The sequence below is a fragment of the Rhizorhabdus wittichii genome (assembly GCF_017607425.1).
GTDB classification, from domain to species: domain Bacteria; phylum Pseudomonadota; class Alphaproteobacteria; order Sphingomonadales; family Sphingomonadaceae; genus Rhizorhabdus; species Rhizorhabdus wittichii.
In genome coordinates this window covers 1,724,920-1,738,221 of record NZ_CP059319.1, presented here as the reverse complement: position 1 = coordinate 1,738,221, position 13,302 = coordinate 1,724,920, and the positions used below count along the sequence as shown (strand labels likewise).

Sequence of the window (13,302 nt, the reverse complement as noted above, 5' to 3'; positions counted from 1 at the left end):
CACATGCACCGGCATGAGCGAACAGACCGTCGGCGTGGCCCAGATGCAGCACCCGCTGGTGCGCCGGTTGCTGGCCGGCAATCCGAGCCCCTTCACCTATACCGGCACGCAGACCTATCTGGTCGGCACGCGCGACGTGGCGGTGATCGATCCGGGCCCCGACCTGCCCGAGCATGTCGATGCGATCGTCGCGGCGATCGGCGACGCGCGGGTGCGCGCGATCGTCTGCACCCACACCCATCGCGACCATAGCCCCGCCGCCGCCGAGCTGAAGGCGCGGACCGGCGCGCCGATCATCGGCTGCGCCCCGCTCGCGCTCGACGATGCGGGCCCGCGCGCCGACGCCTCGTTCGACCGCGACTACAGCCCCGACGAGGCGATGGGCGAGGGCGGGACGATCGCCGGCGACGGCTGGACGCTGCAGGCGGTGCATACCCCCGGCCACACCTCCAACCATATCTGCTACGCGCTGCCCGAGGCGGGGGCGCTGTTCACGGGCGACCATGTCATGGGCTGGTCGACCAGCGTGGTGGTGCCGCCCGACGGCAATATGGGCCATTATCTCGAAAGCCTCGAACGGTTGCAGGCGCGCGAGCAGGACAGCGTCTATTATTCGGCGCATGGCGATCCGATCGAGCGGCCGCAGCGCTTCGTGCGCGGGCTGGTCGGCCACCGCAAGCAGCGCGAGGGGCAGATCCTCCGCCTGCTCGAACGCGACGTCGCGCTGATCCCCGACATGGTCCAGCAGATGTATGTCGGGGTCGATCCGCGGCTGCACACCGCCGCCGGCCTGTCGGTGCTCGCCCATCTGATCGACCTGGAGACGCGCGGTATCGTCCGCCGCGACGACACGCTATGGAGCCTCGCGGCCTGAGTCTGAGGCTGAGCCGCGCACGTGGAGACTATCACGCGATGAACGCCCCGCTGGAGAATCTGACCGGCCTGGACCTGCGCGCCGAGATCGATCGGCTGCGCAAGGAGCGCAACGCCGTCATCCTCGCCCATTATTACCAGACGCCGGAGATCCAGGACCTCGCCGACTTCGTCGGCGACAGCCTCGACCTGTCGCGCAAGGCGGCGGCGACCGACGCCGACGTCATCGCCTTCTGCGGCGTACGCTTCATGGCCGAGGTGGCGAAGATATTGTCGCCCGAGAAGACCGTGATCCTGCCCGACATGGACGCCGGATGCAGCCTGGAGGACAGCTGTCCGCCCGAGGAATTCGCCCGCTTCCGCGCCGCGCATCCCGATCATCTCGCGCTGACCTACATCAACTGCTCGGCGGCGGTGAAGGCGCACAGCGACATCATCGTCACCTCCTCCTCGGCCGAGACGATCCTGGCGCAGCTCCCGAAGGACCAGAAGATCATCTTCGCGCCCGATCGCCATCTCGGCGGCTATTTCGCGCGCAAGACCGGCCGCGACATGCTGCTGTGGGAAGGCAGCTGCATCGTCCACGAGGCCTTCTCGGAGACCGAGCTGCTCAAGCTCAAGGCGCAGCATCCCGACGCGCCGATCGCCGCGCATCCCGAATGCCCGGTCCACATCCTCGACCATGCCGACTATGTCGGGTCGACCCGCGGCATCCTCGACTATGTGCTCACGTCCGACGCGCAGACCTTCATCGTCGCGACCGAGCCGCACATCATCCACCAGATGGAGAAGGCGGCGCCGCACAAGAGCTTCATCGGCGCGCCCGGCGCGGACGGCAATTGCAACTGCAACATGTGTCCGTACATGGCGCTGAACACGATGGAGAAGCTCTACCTCTCGCTGCGCGATCTGGCCCCGCGGATCGAGGTCGACGAGGAGACCCGCGTCGCCGCGAAGCGCTCGCTCGACCGGATGCTGGAGATGACCGGCGGCCTGTCGGGACCCGATGTGGGGCGGCCTAAAATGTAACCGTCATCCCGGCGAAAGCCGGGATCTCTTTGCCTTTGCCGACCTAGAAGAAGTGAGATCCCGGCTTTCGCCGGGATGACGTAGGATCGACCGGATGACCTTCACTCTTCCCGATTTCGACCTCGACGCCTTCGTTCGCGCGACCCTTGCCGAGGATCTGGGGCAGGGGGGCGACATCACCTCCGCCGCGACGATCCCGGCCGAGGCGCTGTTCGAGGGCGAGATGGCGAGCCGCGACGCGATCAGCGTCGCCGGCCTGCCGATCGCCGAAGCCTTCTTCCGCGCGCTCGACCCCGCCGTCGAGATCGAGACGCTGGTCGCGGACGGCGTCCGCGTCGCCAAGGGCGGGGTGCTGATGCGGCTGCGCGGCAAGGCGCGCGCGCTGCTGACCGCCGAGCGGTCGGCGCTCAACACCGTCCAGCACCTGTCGGGCGTGGCGACGCTGGCCAGCGCCTATGTCGACGCGATCGCCGGCACCGGCGCGATCCTGCTCGACACCCGAAAGACCATCCCCGGCCTGCGCGTGCTGGAGAAATATGCGGTGCGCATGGGCGGCGGCACCAACCATCGGATGCGGCTCGACGACGCGGCGATGATCAAGGACAACCATGTCGCGGTCGCCGGCAATATCGCAGAGGCGGTCCGCCGCGCGGTTGCCGCCGGCATCGAGCGGATCATCGTCGAGGTCGACCGGGTCGACCAGATCGAGCCGGCGCTGGCCGCCGGCGCCACCCAACTGCTGCTCGACAACATGGACCCGCCGACACTGCGCGGCGCGGTGACGCTGGTCGGCGGCCGGGTGCCGACCGAGGCGTCGGGCGGGGTACGGCTCGACACGATCAAGGCGATCGCGCAGACCGGCGTCACCTATGTCTCGGTCGGGCGGCTGACCCAGTCGGCCCCGGCCGCCGACATCGGGCTGGATTTCCGTCCGCTTCCCTGATCCCGACGCGACTTCTAGGGTGTCATGATGAGAATCGGTCTCCCCGTCCTGCTCGCCGCCCTGCTGGTGACCCCTGCCTGCGCGAAGAAGGCGCCGAGCTGCGAGGTTCCCGCGACCCTGCCGCGGCCAATGCTCGAGGGGCCGAGCGTGGACCAGCCGCGCCGGCTGCTGCCGACCGGCGGCTACACGCTCGCGGTGAGCTGGTCGCCGCAATATTGTATAGACAAAAGCAGCAGCCCGCAGGACCATATCCGATGCGGCGGCGCCAACAGCTTCGGCTTCACCCTCCATGGCCTGTGGCCCGACGGGGAAGGGGCGCTGTGGCCGCAATATTGCAAGCCGACCCGGCTGGTGCCCGACAAGGTGATCCGCGAGCATCTGTGCAGCACGCCCTCGCCGCAGCTCATCCAGCATGAGTGGGAGAAGCACGGCACCTGCATGTCGAAGACGCCCGCCGACTATTTCGCGAAGAGCGGCAAGCTGTTCGCCGAGCTCGCCTTCCCCGACATGAAGGCGCTGAGCGGGCGCACGATGACCGCCGCCGATTTCCAGCGGAAGTTCGCCGACGCCAATCCCGGCATGCGGCCCGAGGAGATGCGCCTGAACGTCGGCAAGTCGGGCTGGATGGAGGAGGTGTGGATCTGCCTCGACAAGCAGTTCCACCGCCGCGCCTGCCCCGCCCATCAGGGCGGCGCGGCGCCCGGGCAGGTCGTGCGGATTCGGTAATCGCTTCCACCGTCATTCCAGCGAAAGCTGGAATCTCCTTTTCCTTCGGCAGTCCAAGAGACCAAGAAAAAGGAAGAAGAAGAAGGGAGATTCCAGCTTTCGCTGGAATGACGATTGGGGGCTATTCGCCGTCCGCCCCCGCCGCCTCCGGCCGTCCCTTGAAGCCCTGGGCGATCACATACCATTCGGACGAATCCTTGCGGCTCGCCGGCGGCTTGGCGTGCTTGACGGTGGTGAACAGGCGCTTGAGCTCGGCGACCAGGCCGTGGTCGGCGCCGCCGGCCAGCACCTTGGCGATATAGGTTCCGCCGGGCCGCAGCACCTCGCTGGCGAACAGGCAGCCGGCCTCGACCAGCGCCATGGTGCGCAGGTGATCGGTCTGCTGGTGGCCGACGGTGTTGGCGGCCATGTCGGACAGGACGATGTCGGCCGGGCCGCCTAGCGCCTCGGCGAGTTGGGCGGGCGCCTCGTCGCTCATGAAGTCCATCTGCAGGATGATTGCGCCGTCGATCGGGTCGGTCGGCAGCAGGTCGATGCCGACGATCGCCGCCTGCGGGCAGACCCTGCGCACCACCTGCGTCCAGCCGCCCGGCGCGATGCCGAGGTCGATGACCCGCTTCGCGCCGCGCAGGAAATGGAAGCGCTCGTCGAGTTCGATCAGCTTGTAGGCCGCGCGCGATCGATAGCCCTCGGCCTGCGCCTTGCGCACATAGGGATCGTTGAGCTGGCGCTGGATCCATTTGATCGAGGAGGCGCTGCGCCCCTTCGCGGTCTTGATCCGCTGCCGCCCGCCATTGCCCGCCCGGCTCACATCAGCATCCTTGTCCTGTCGCGCGCCATCAGCGAGCGGAGAATCCCCTCGCGGATGCCGCGGTCGGCGACGCCGAGCCGTTCGGCCGGCCACATGTCGAGGATCGCGTCGAGGATCGCGCAGCCCGCCACCACCAGGTCGGCGCGCTCATGGCCGATGCACGGCACCTCGGCGCGCTCGTCGACGTTCATGCCCGCCAGCCGCGCGCTGATGTCGCGCATCGCCGTCACCGGCACGACCAGGCCGTCGATCAGCCGCCGGTCGTAATTGGGCAGGTCGAGATGGACGCTGGCGAGGGTGGTGACGGTGCCACTGGTGCCGAGCAGCCGGCCCGGCCGGGCGCCGGGTTCGAGCTTGGCGGCGAACTGGGCGAAGCTTTCCGCGACCCGCGACCGCATCCGCGCATAGCTGTCGAGCAGGCCGTCGCGGCTGTCGCCGACATGCGGCTCGGTCTCCGACAGCGAGACGACGCCCCAGGGCGCCGAATACCAGTCGATCACGCGCGGCGGGCTCTGGTCGGCGTCGATCAGGATCAGCTCGGTCGAGCCGCCGCCGATGTCGAACACCAGCGCCTGGCCCTCGCCGGGCTCGATCAGCGCGTGGCAGCCGAGCACCGCCAGCCGTGCCTCCTGCTCGGGGCTGATGATCTCGAGCGCGATGCCGGTCTCGCGATAGACGCGCTGGACGAACTCGCGCCCGTTGGCGGCGCGGCGGCATGCCTCGGTCGCCACCGACCGGACCAGCGAGACGCGGCGGCGGCGCAGCTTGTCGGCGCAGACCGACAACGCGCTGACCGCCCGGTCCATCGCCGCGTCGGACAGCCGCCCGGTCGCCGCCAGCCCCTCGCCGAGCCGGACGATTCGCGAAAAGGCATCGACGACGACGAAGCCGTCCTCGCTCGGCCGCGCGATCAGCAGCCGGCAATTGTTGGTGCCGAGATCGAGCGCGGCATAGCTGCTGCGCGGGGGGAAATGATGGGGTGGGGAATGCGCGCGGCGCCCCCCTTCACGCGGTGGGCGCGGCGCGACCATATCGGGGCCGTGCGCCATGATCGTCAGTCTCATTCTCTCACCATGCGGGGAAACATCCGCATGGAACCTGACGGTGAACCTAATGGGAGAAGCCGGGGACGGCAAGGGCGGCATCCACCCCGTTGACAGGCCGCACGGCCGACCCTATGTGCGCCGCTCTGCCAGTGGTGCCCCGTCGTCTAAAGGTAAGCTTTAGCCGATATAAGTCTTTTCAAAGACTTAGCTCACCAAATTCTTCCAACATCGCTTAAATTATGCGTGTTTGTTGGAAAGGGTTATATCAGCTCTAGGGGAGAGCTAGATGGGCGTCGTGCGAGATCGAGCGGCTATTGTATTTGGTCAGGCTCGGCAGGTTGTTCTGTCCGACTGCAAAGCGATGCACGCGGAACATTCTGCTAAGGGCCTATTGGGAAGCGGCGCTACAGCAAAGAAAGCGATCCGCATCTATAAGGATCGATCGTCAGAGGCGCTGCGGCAGTTACTCGACGAGACAGCAAACCGCCTCCAACATCGCGGACGAAAATGGCAATCGGCGATGTCAGACCTGGAGACTGAGCTGACCGCCCATATGCAAGAGGCGCCCGCCGTCCTCGACCCATCGTTCAAATTAGCTAGACTTCGAGGAGAGGGGGCCGACGAGGCTGTGCGACAACTCATCTCCACCGCCTCCGATGATCTTAAAAAGGAGCTGTGCGCTTTCCGGGATGGCTGGACGGCGCCGCAACCCAAACGATGGTATGAGCGGCATCCTATAGCTTACGCGCTCATACTTTTGATCATTGGCGCTCTGATCACCAAGGCGATCGACCTTCTCGTCTGATTACCGATGAGGGAGGTTCCGATCTTAGAATGCGTCATTAGACGACGATTTTCCATAAATAATTGATAATAAATGATAAATTTCCTTCTTGGTTGGAAGCTTTCCAACATCGCCCCAAATTTCCAACAATGTTGGAATGTGACGGAGGCGAAACCTAGGGAAAATTTTGCTCGGAAACCCTTGACCTATAAGGCTTCGCGCCCTAGTTCGCCCGCCACCGCTGATGCCCCGTCGTCTAAAGGTAAGACTACGGACTCTGACTCCGTCAATTGAGGTTCGAATCCTCACGGGGCATCCAGTTTTCCGACAGCGCTGATCGCCCGACGGCCGGAGCATTTCGTTTCTTCCCGAAACGGGATTTGCCCGGAAGCCGTAGCGGAACCCTCCTTTCGCGCTCCGAAAGCGCCGAAGCGATTGCAATAGTTCGCTTTCCTTCGCCCCTGCTTTGCGCAAGACCGGGGTGTCGACTCACCGTGGAGTCGGCATCGAACCGTTTGCGTAACCATGAGTGATCCCACGTCCCCAGTGCCCCGCAGATCGGACTCGCCCTATCCGGGCCATGAGCAGCTCGTGCTCAAGGCGATGGGCGGGGGCCTGTGGGATTATGACGTCGATGCCGACATCCTGTCGTGCAACGATCGCTGGTACGCCATATTGGGCCTCGATCCCGCCCGGATGCCGATCCGCGCGATCGCCGATTTCCAGCGCCACATCCACCCCGACGACGTCGCGCAGGCGACGCTGGTCGACGAGGCGGCGATCGCCGATCTGATCGACCATGACGATCCCTACCGGATGGAGTTCAGGATCATCCGCCCCAACGGGACGGTCGTGCGGGTCCGGTCGGTCGCCTCGATCATCCGCGATCGGGAGACCGGCCATGTCCGCGCGATCGGATGCATGACGGAGCTCGACGGGCCGGATCAGGAGGCCGGCGAAGCCTCCGCCGCGCCGGCCCCCGGAGGAGCGGGCCGGGGCGCATCGGCGCTGCGATCGAGGGAACGCGAATGCCTGGTCTGGCTGAGCCTGGGGAAGACCGCCTGGGAAACCGCGGCGATCCTCGGCCTCAGCCAGCGCACGGTCGAATATCACCTCAACAATGCCGTCGCCCGGCTGGGTGCCGCCAACAAGGTCCATGCGGCGGTCATCGCGATCCGCGCCCAGCTCATCTGAGCGGGGCGAGCCGTCGTTCCTCGACGCGGCGGCGCTGCCGCAAGGCGTGGGCGATCGCCTCCTCCAGCTCGCGCGGGCGGAACGGCTTGAGCAGCACCCGGCGGAAGCCGGCCACGGGATGGTGGAGATGCGCCGGGCTGCCCGTCATCAGGATGATCCCGATGCCCGGACGCCGTGCCGCGATCCGGTCGGCGAGGGCGAGGCCGCTTGCGCCAGGAAGGAGGATGTCGACGAGCGCGAGATCGAAGAGCTGGTGGTCGAGGCGCTCCGCCTCCTCGGCGCTGGCCGTCGCGGCGCAGCGATGGCCGAGATAGGTCAGCAGGATCTCCAGCGACCGCGCGACGGCGACATTGTCTTCGACGATGAGGATTCTGGCCGATGGGGTAAGGTCTGCCGTCATGTGGTCCGACGTCCGTGACTCTCCCTTCCCATAATAAAACCCTATCGGAGCACGATCATCAGCCTACTCGTAAAGTTACGAGGTGGTTGCCATGATCGAGGGGGTTATCGGCTCTTTGTTCCCCGTTGGAGCGGAGGGTGTTGCTTGGCTTGCAGGCGCCGAATGTTTTGTGATCAATTGTAAAATATTCTGTAGCGTAGTGAACGTTGCTGTATTTTCTGGTTTTCGAAAACCCTTCTATTTCCCATCGACTGGAATGGGTGGCGGTTCGATGGGAATGTGGGGCGGAGAATAATCGATGGATCAGGACGATCGCGAATATTTCGAGCGGCGCCACAGGGAGTCGCTCCAGCGCGCCGACGATGCGTCCGATCCGGCGCTCGCGGCGATCTACCGCGGCTTCGCCGAGCATTATTCGAACGCGCTGGGCGGTGTCGGGCCGCGACGCGTCGCCGACCGTCGCGACGACCCACAGCTTTTTTCGTTTCACCCTACTGACATGTTTCGCGCGCGCCGATAATCTGCCCGCCCGATGTGGCAGCTTTACCAATTCCCCCTTTGTCCCTTTTCCCGCAAGGTTCGCCTCCAGATGGAGGAGAAGGGCATCGCCTATGACCTCGTCCGCGAATCGCCCTGGCTGCGTCGCGACGAGTTCCTCGATCTCAATCCGGTCGGGCAGACCCCGGTGCTGGTCGATCCGGGCAGCGGCGTCACGCTGATCCACAGCTGCGCGATCTCCGAGTTCATCGAGGAGACGATCGAGCCGGTGCCGATGCTGCCGGGCAGCGCCGCTGCGCGCGGCGAGATCCGCCGGCTGGTCGCCTATTTCGACGAGAAATTCTACGCCGACGTGGTCGGCCCGCTGCTCTACGAACGCGCGCTCAAGCGCATCGTCCACCGCGCCCCGCCCGATGCGGGGGTGCTGCGGCAGGCGATGAAGGCGGTCAACGATCATCTCGACTATATCGACTATCTGGTCGGCAGCCGCCGCTGGATCGGCGGCCAGCTGTTGAGCCTCGCCGACCTCGCCTGCGCGGCGCATCTCTCGGTCGCCGACTATCTGGGCGGGATCGACTGGCGCGGCCATGAAGAGACCAAGCAATGGTATTCGGGCATGAAGTCGCGCCGGTCGCTCCGCACCATCCTGTCCGAGCGGATGGAGCTGGTCAGCCCGCCCGAACATTATGAGAAGCCGGATTTCTGACGGCTGATCGACGTCATCCCAGCGAAAGCTGGGATCTCCCTGCCTTCCGGCGACGAAAGAAGAGAGATTCCAGCTTTCGCTGGAATGACGGTTATCGTTTTTCCCGCGCCTCCGCGCTCAGCCGCGACATCAGGATCGCGGCGCGCTTCGCCTGGGTCGGGATCGAGGCGAGGTCGACCGCCTCGCCCGGCGCATGGTCGCCGGTCGAATAGGGGCCCATGCCGGCGAAGCTGTCGACGTCCTTCGCGACGAAGCTGACGTCGCCCGCGCCGCGCTTCAACGGATCGAGCGGCGGCATCTCGGGCAGGCCCATGTCGCGGTTGACGCGGTTGAGCCGGTCGAGGATCGCGCGGTTGCCGGGCGTCGGCGCCATCGCCGGATAGGCGCCCTTGTCGAATTCGATCGTCGCGCCGGTGCCGGGCAGATGCTCGGCAACGATCGCGGTCATTTTCGCCTTCACCCGCTCGGTCTGCTCGTCGGACAGGGTGCGCAGGTCGCCGCGCGCCTCGGCGACCGGGGCGATGATGTTGCTCTTGCCGGTCGCGGTCGCGCGGATGCCGTCGGCGTCGGTCGTCTCGGTCGCGCCGCCCGCGATCAGGCCGACATTGTAGGTCAGGTTCGGCTCGGGCAGCTCGCGGCGAAAGCGGTCGACGATCCGCGCCAGCTCGTAGATCGCTCCATAGCCGACCTTGTCGCTGAAGATGCCGCTCGAATGGCCGCTATTGCCGGTCGCCTTGACCACCCAGGAGCCGGCTGAGCGCCGCGCGATCGATCCCATGTCGCGGCCGCCGTCGCGGACCAGCCCCTCGAAGTCGAGCGCGACGTCGGCGCGCCTGCCGGCGGCGACCAGGTCGGCGCGCGCGATCTCGACCGGATCGCCGACATCCTCCTCGTCGCCGGTCAGCACGACCTCGATGTCGGCATCCTTCAACGTGCCGGCCGCCTTCATCGCGCGCAGCGCCGCGACGATCACCACCATGCCGCCCTTGTCGTCGCCCGCGCCGGGCCCTTCGGCCCAATCCTTGCCCTTCGGGGTCCAGCGCTGGAACGGGCTGTCGGGCTCGAACACGGTGTCGAGATGGCCGATCAGCAGCAGCCGCTTGCCGCGGCCATTGCCCTTGTGGAGCGCGACGATGTGCCCCGCGCGCCCGGCCTGCTCCATCGGCACCCAGCGGACCTCGAAGCCGAGCGGTTCCAGTTCGGCGCGCATCATCGCCCCGACCTTCGTCACGCCGGGCAGGTTGCGCGATCCCGAGTTCACGGTGACCAGCGTTTCGAGCAGCCCGACGGTGCGGTCGCGTTCGGCATCGACGGTCTTCACCATCGCCGTTTCGGCCTTGGTCAGGGCGGCGGACAGCGATGCCGGCACTGCGGCAGAAAGGACACAGAGCGCGAGAATCCCGGATTTTCCGAAGGTCATGTCGGCCTCATCTTGTATTTGCCGGCAACATGGATCATATGCCGCTCCGCGTCGATGCTGTTCCGCAGCATCTGGCCGTGAGCAGCGTGATCACCTGTCCATTCCAAAGGGGCAGGCCGGCTCCGGCCCCCGGAACGCATCAGCCGAAGGCTTCCCTATTCACGCGGGTCGTCATGTGAACCCGCTGTCGCATGGACCCTGTCCGTGCGCCCGCACCCTTTGAAAGTGCAATTGTGACCAAATTTTCCGAGCTTGGCCTGATCGAGCCGATCCAGCGCGCGCTGGCCGCCAAGGGCTACGACATCCCGACGCCGATCCAGGCGCAGGCGATCCCGCCACTGCTGGAGGGCCGCGACCTGTGCGGCATCGCCCAGACCGGCACCGGCAAGACCGCGGCCTTCGCGCTGCCGTCGCTCCACCATCTCCACGACAATCTCAAGCATACGCCGCCGCAGGGCTGCCGCATGCTCGTCCTCGCGCCGACCCGCGAGCTGGCCAGCCAGATCGCCGAGAGCTTCGTCCAATATGGCAAGTTCCTGCGCCTGAGCGTCGCCACCGTGTTCGGCGGCGTGCCGATCAACAAGCAGATCCGCCAGCTCCAGCGCGGCGTCGACATCCTCGTCGCGACGCCGGGCCGCCTGCTCGACCTGATCGACCAGCGCGCGCTGAGCCTGAAGTTCGTCGAGATCTTCGTCCTCGACGAGGCCGACCAGATGCTCGACCTCGGCTTCATCCATGCGCTCAAGCGGGTCGACCAGCTGCTGCCGAAGAAGCGCCAGTCGCTGTTCTTCTCGGCGACCATGCCCAAGGCGATCGCCGAGCTGGGCGACCGTTTCCTGACCAATCCGGCCAAGGTGTCGGTCGCGCCGCAGTCGACCACCGCCGAGCGGGTCGAGCAGTTCGCGACCTTCTGCAACCCGCAGGAGAAGCAGGCGCTGCTGACGATGCGCATCCGGTCCGAGCCGATCGACCGCGCGCTGGTCTTCACCCGCACCAAGCATGGCGCCGACCGCGTCGTGAAGAACCTGCGCGCCGCCGGCATCGCGGCGGAGGCGATCCACGGCAACAAGAGCCAGCCGCAGCGCGAGCGCGCGCTGGGCCTGTTCCGCACGGGCGAGGTCAAGATCCTCGTCGCGACCGACATCGCCGCGCGCGGCATCGACGTCGGCGGGGTCAGCCATGTCTTCAACTTCGAGCTGCCCAACGTCGCCGAGCAATATGTCCATCGCATCGGCCGCACCGCGCGCGCCGGCGCCGCGGGCATCGCCATCGCCTTCGTCGCCGATGACGAGCGGCCCTATCTCAAGGCGATCGAGAAGCTGACCAAGGTCAAGCTCGACATCCAGCCGCTGCCCGAGAATTTCGTCGCGGAGAAGGCCAAGCTGCCCAGGCCGGCGCCGAGCCAGCCGCAGCCGCAGGGCCATGGCGACCGCAACCGCCGCCACGACGGCGGCGCGGGCGACCGCAACGGCCCGGCCAAGCGCCGCTTCAGCCGCCCCAAGGGCGCGCCCGGCGCGCACCGCAACGCGGTGAAGAAGTTCGGGGCGCGGTAACCTCTCATTCCTCCCCGCGCGTAGCGGGGGGAGGGGGACCATCCGAAGGATGGTGGAGGGGTTGGCGCGGCAGCGCCAGCTTCGCTGTCGCCCCCTCCACCACGCTACGCGCGGTCCCCCTCCCCATCTGTGATGGGGAGGATTTTTTTAGGCGCCCGCCAGCACCTCGCGCATTCGCGCCAGCCGGGCGATCGCCTCGTCGAGCACCGCGTCCTCCTTGCAATAGCAGAGGCGCAGGATGTTGGTGACGGGCGCCTCCTCGAAGAAGGCGGAGACCGGGATCGTCACCACGCCGCCCTCCATCGCCAGCCGGTCGGCGGCGGCGACATCGTCGAGCGCGATGCCCGAGGCGGTCAGGTCGACCGAGACGAACCAGGTCGCCTGGCTCGGCAGCACGGCATAGCCGGCCGTCTCCAGCCCGGCGACCAGCCGGTCGCGCGAGCGGGCGAAGCCGGCGCGCATCTCCTCGAACCACGCCTTCGGCTTGGCGAGGCCCTGCGCCGCCGCCCATTGCAAATTGGGCGGGGTGGTGAAGGTCAGGAACTGGTGCGCCTTGGCGACCTGCCGCGCGAGCGTCTCGCCCGCGACCATCCAGCCGACCTTCCAGCCGGTCAGCGCGAAGATCTTGCCGGCCGATCCGATCTTGACGGTGCGGTCGCGCATGCCGGGCAGGGCGATCAGCGGGACATGGCCGTCGTCGAAGACGATATGCTCCCACACCTCGTCGCACAGCGCGACGATGTCGTGGCGGACGCAGCGCTCGGCGATCATCTCCAGCGTCGCGCGATCAACCATGCGGCCGGTCGGATTGGCGGGATTGTTGAGGATGATCAACCTGGTCCGCTCGCTGATCGCGGCGTCGAGCGCGGCCGGATCGATCGTCCAGTCGGGCGGTTCCAGCCTCACCAGCTTCGGCACCGCGCCGGCGCGGCGGACCATCGGCAGATAGGCGTCGTAGAGCGGCTGGATCAGCACCACCTCGTCGCCCGGCGCGACGAGGCTCAGGATCGCGCCCGCGATCGCCTCGGTCGCGCCCGAGGTGACGACCACCTCCGTCCGCCAGTCGAGCGCCAGGCCGTGATGCTCGCCATAATGGGCGGCGATCGCCTGGCGCAGCTCGGGGATGCCGAGCATCGGCGGATATTGGTTCGATCGCTCGATCAGCGCGTCGGCGGCGGCGCGGCGGATGTCCTCGGGTCCCGGCGCGTCGGGGAAGCCCTGGCCCAGGTTGATCGCCCCCGTCTCGCGGGCGATCGCCGACATCTTCTCGAAGATCGTGGTCGGCAGGGCGGCGTAGATGGGATTGAGGCTCATCCGTC

General features: G+C 66.9%; 14 protein-coding genes and 1 tRNA gene. 10 read left to right on the top strand and 5 right to left on the bottom strand.

The genetic code is table 11. The features are described 5' to 3' along the window. Positions 1-13 precede the first annotated feature (13 nt). The 4 genes from HRJ34_RS08205 (at position 14) to HRJ34_RS08190 (ending at position 3,571) form a co-directional block, all read left to right on the top strand. Positions 14-874, top strand: a complete 861-nt coding sequence (locus HRJ34_RS08205; RefSeq protein ID WP_029549147.1) for an MBL fold metallo-hydrolase — start codon at positions 14-16, stop codon at positions 872-874. Positions 875-912: 38 nt separating this feature from the next. Further along, positions 913-1,902: a quinolinate synthase NadA gene (nadA, locus tag HRJ34_RS08200; RefSeq protein WP_208633825.1), complete on the top strand. Its 990-nt coding sequence runs from the start codon at positions 913-915 to the stop codon at positions 1,900-1,902. Between the two features lie 94 nt (positions 1,903-1,996). Further along, positions 1,997-2,845: a carboxylating nicotinate-nucleotide diphosphorylase gene (nadC, locus tag HRJ34_RS08195; RefSeq protein ID WP_208633824.1), complete on the top strand. Its 849-nt coding sequence runs from the start codon at positions 1,997-1,999 to the stop codon at positions 2,843-2,845. A 27-nt stretch (positions 2,846-2,872) separates the two neighbouring features. Further along, positions 2,873-3,571 carry a ribonuclease T2 family protein gene (locus HRJ34_RS08190; RefSeq protein ID WP_012050890.1) on the top strand — a complete coding sequence of 233 codons (699 nt, stop codon included), beginning with the start codon at positions 2,873-2,875 and terminating at the stop codon, positions 3,569-3,571. A 121-nt stretch (positions 3,572-3,692) separates the two neighbouring features. Here the strand turns inward: HRJ34_RS08190 and HRJ34_RS08185 are convergent, their stop codons facing one another. Next, on the bottom strand, positions 3,693-4,382 hold the full coding sequence (locus tag HRJ34_RS08185; protein ID WP_208633823.1) for an RlmE family RNA methyltransferase: 690 nt from the start codon (positions 4,380-4,382) through the stop codon (positions 3,693-3,695). After that, positions 4,379-5,446, bottom strand: coding sequence for a Ppx/GppA phosphatase family protein (locus HRJ34_RS08180; RefSeq protein WP_030090863.1), 1,068 nt, complete (start codon positions 5,444-5,446; stop codon positions 4,379-4,381). The genes HRJ34_RS08185 and HRJ34_RS08180 overlap by 4 nt, the downstream gene beginning before the upstream one ends. A gap of 268 nt (positions 5,447-5,714) precedes the next feature. Here HRJ34_RS08180 and HRJ34_RS08175 point away from each other — a divergent pair, with 268 nt between their 5' ends. The 3 genes from HRJ34_RS08175 (at position 5,715) to HRJ34_RS08165 (ending at position 7,406) form a co-directional block, all read left to right on the top strand. Continuing rightward, positions 5,715-6,233 carry a hypothetical protein gene (locus HRJ34_RS08175; RefSeq protein WP_208633822.1) on the top strand — a complete coding sequence of 173 codons (519 nt, stop codon included), beginning with the start codon at positions 5,715-5,717 and terminating at the stop codon, positions 6,231-6,233. 224 nt (positions 6,234-6,457) lie between these two features. Beyond that, positions 6,458-6,531: transfer RNA gene (locus HRJ34_RS08170), tRNA-Gln, on the top strand. A gap of 227 nt (positions 6,532-6,758) precedes the next feature. Further along, entirely contained in the window at positions 6,759-7,406 is a 648-nt protein-coding gene (locus tag HRJ34_RS08165; RefSeq protein ID WP_016747752.1) for a PAS domain-containing protein, read from the top strand. On the opposite strand, the gene HRJ34_RS08160 is transcribed toward HRJ34_RS08165, so the two are convergent. Further along, the gene (locus HRJ34_RS08160) at positions 7,399-7,806 is read right to left on the bottom strand and encodes a response regulator (protein WP_012050894.1); all 408 of its coding nucleotides are present in this window, start codon (positions 7,804-7,806) and stop codon (positions 7,399-7,401) included. The two genes, HRJ34_RS08165 and HRJ34_RS08160, sit on opposite strands and share 8 nt — an antisense overlap. Positions 7,807-8,104: 298 nt before the next feature. On the opposite strand from HRJ34_RS08160, the gene HRJ34_RS08155 reads away from it, so the two are divergent. Both HRJ34_RS08155 and HRJ34_RS08150 read left to right on the top strand, forming a co-directional pair. Next, a complete protein-coding gene (locus tag HRJ34_RS08155; RefSeq protein ID WP_029995078.1) occupies positions 8,105-8,326 on the top strand; it encodes a hypothetical protein in 222 nt (73 codons plus the stop codon). A 12-nt stretch (positions 8,327-8,338) separates the two neighbouring features. Further along, entirely contained in the window at positions 8,339-9,010 is a 672-nt protein-coding gene (locus HRJ34_RS08150; protein ID WP_012050895.1) for a glutathione S-transferase family protein, read from the top strand. A gap of 91 nt (positions 9,011-9,101) precedes the next feature. On the opposite strand, the gene HRJ34_RS08145 is transcribed toward HRJ34_RS08150, so the two are convergent. After that, a complete protein-coding gene (locus tag HRJ34_RS08145; RefSeq protein ID WP_208633821.1) occupies positions 9,102-10,430 on the bottom strand; it encodes a M20/M25/M40 family metallo-hydrolase in 1,329 nt (442 codons plus the stop codon). 191 nt (positions 10,431-10,621) lie between these two features. Between HRJ34_RS08145 and HRJ34_RS08140 the strand changes: the two genes are divergently transcribed. Next, positions 10,622-11,983 carry a DEAD/DEAH box helicase gene (locus tag HRJ34_RS08140; RefSeq protein ID WP_208633820.1) on the top strand — a complete coding sequence of 454 codons (1,362 nt, stop codon included), beginning with the start codon at positions 10,622-10,624 and terminating at the stop codon, positions 11,981-11,983. Between the two features lie 147 nt (positions 11,984-12,130). Here the strand turns inward: HRJ34_RS08140 and HRJ34_RS08135 are convergent, their stop codons facing one another. Next, positions 12,131-13,297, bottom strand: coding sequence for an aminotransferase (locus HRJ34_RS08135; RefSeq protein ID WP_208633819.1), 1,167 nt, complete (start codon positions 13,295-13,297; stop codon positions 12,131-12,133). Positions 13,298-13,302: the final 5 nt, after the last annotated feature.

What these genes read in the sequence shown, in the direction of transcription:
- HRJ34_RS08205 (WP_029549147.1), top strand. Translation starts at nt 14, where the DNA reads ATGAGCGAACAGACCGTCGGCGTGGCCCAGATGCAGCACCCGCTGGTG.
- nadA (WP_208633825.1), top strand. Translation starts at nt 913, where the DNA reads ATGAACGCCCCGCTGGAGAATCTGACCGGCCTGGACCTGCGCGCCGAG.
- HRJ34_RS08155 (WP_029995078.1), top strand. Translation starts at nt 8,105, where the DNA reads ATGGATCAGGACGATCGCGAATATTTCGAGCGGCGCCACAGGGAGTCG.
- HRJ34_RS08180 (WP_030090863.1), bottom strand. Translation starts at nt 5,446, where the DNA reads ATGAGACTGACGATCATGGCGCACGGCCCCGATATGGTCGCGCCGCGC.
- HRJ34_RS08150 (WP_012050895.1), top strand. Translation starts at nt 8,339, where the DNA reads ATGTGGCAGCTTTACCAATTCCCCCTTTGTCCCTTTTCCCGCAAGGTT.
- HRJ34_RS08145 (WP_208633821.1), bottom strand. Translation starts at nt 10,430, where the DNA reads ATGACCTTCGGAAAATCCGGGATTCTCGCGCTCTGTGTCCTTTCTGCC.
- HRJ34_RS08160 (WP_012050894.1), bottom strand. Translation starts at nt 7,806, where the DNA reads ATGACGGCAGACCTTACCCCATCGGCCAGAATCCTCATCGTCGAAGAC.
- HRJ34_RS08175 (WP_208633822.1), top strand. Translation starts at nt 5,715, where the DNA reads ATGGGCGTCGTGCGAGATCGAGCGGCTATTGTATTTGGTCAGGCTCGG.
- HRJ34_RS08140 (WP_208633820.1), top strand. Translation starts at nt 10,622, where the DNA reads ATGGACCCTGTCCGTGCGCCCGCACCCTTTGAAAGTGCAATTGTGACC.
- HRJ34_RS08135 (WP_208633819.1), bottom strand. Translation starts at nt 13,297, where the DNA reads ATGAGCCTCAATCCCATCTACGCCGCCCTGCCGACCACGATCTTCGAG.
- HRJ34_RS08190 (WP_012050890.1), top strand. Translation starts at nt 2,873, where the DNA reads ATGAGAATCGGTCTCCCCGTCCTGCTCGCCGCCCTGCTGGTGACCCCT.
- nadC (WP_208633824.1), top strand. Translation starts at nt 1,997, where the DNA reads ATGACCTTCACTCTTCCCGATTTCGACCTCGACGCCTTCGTTCGCGCG.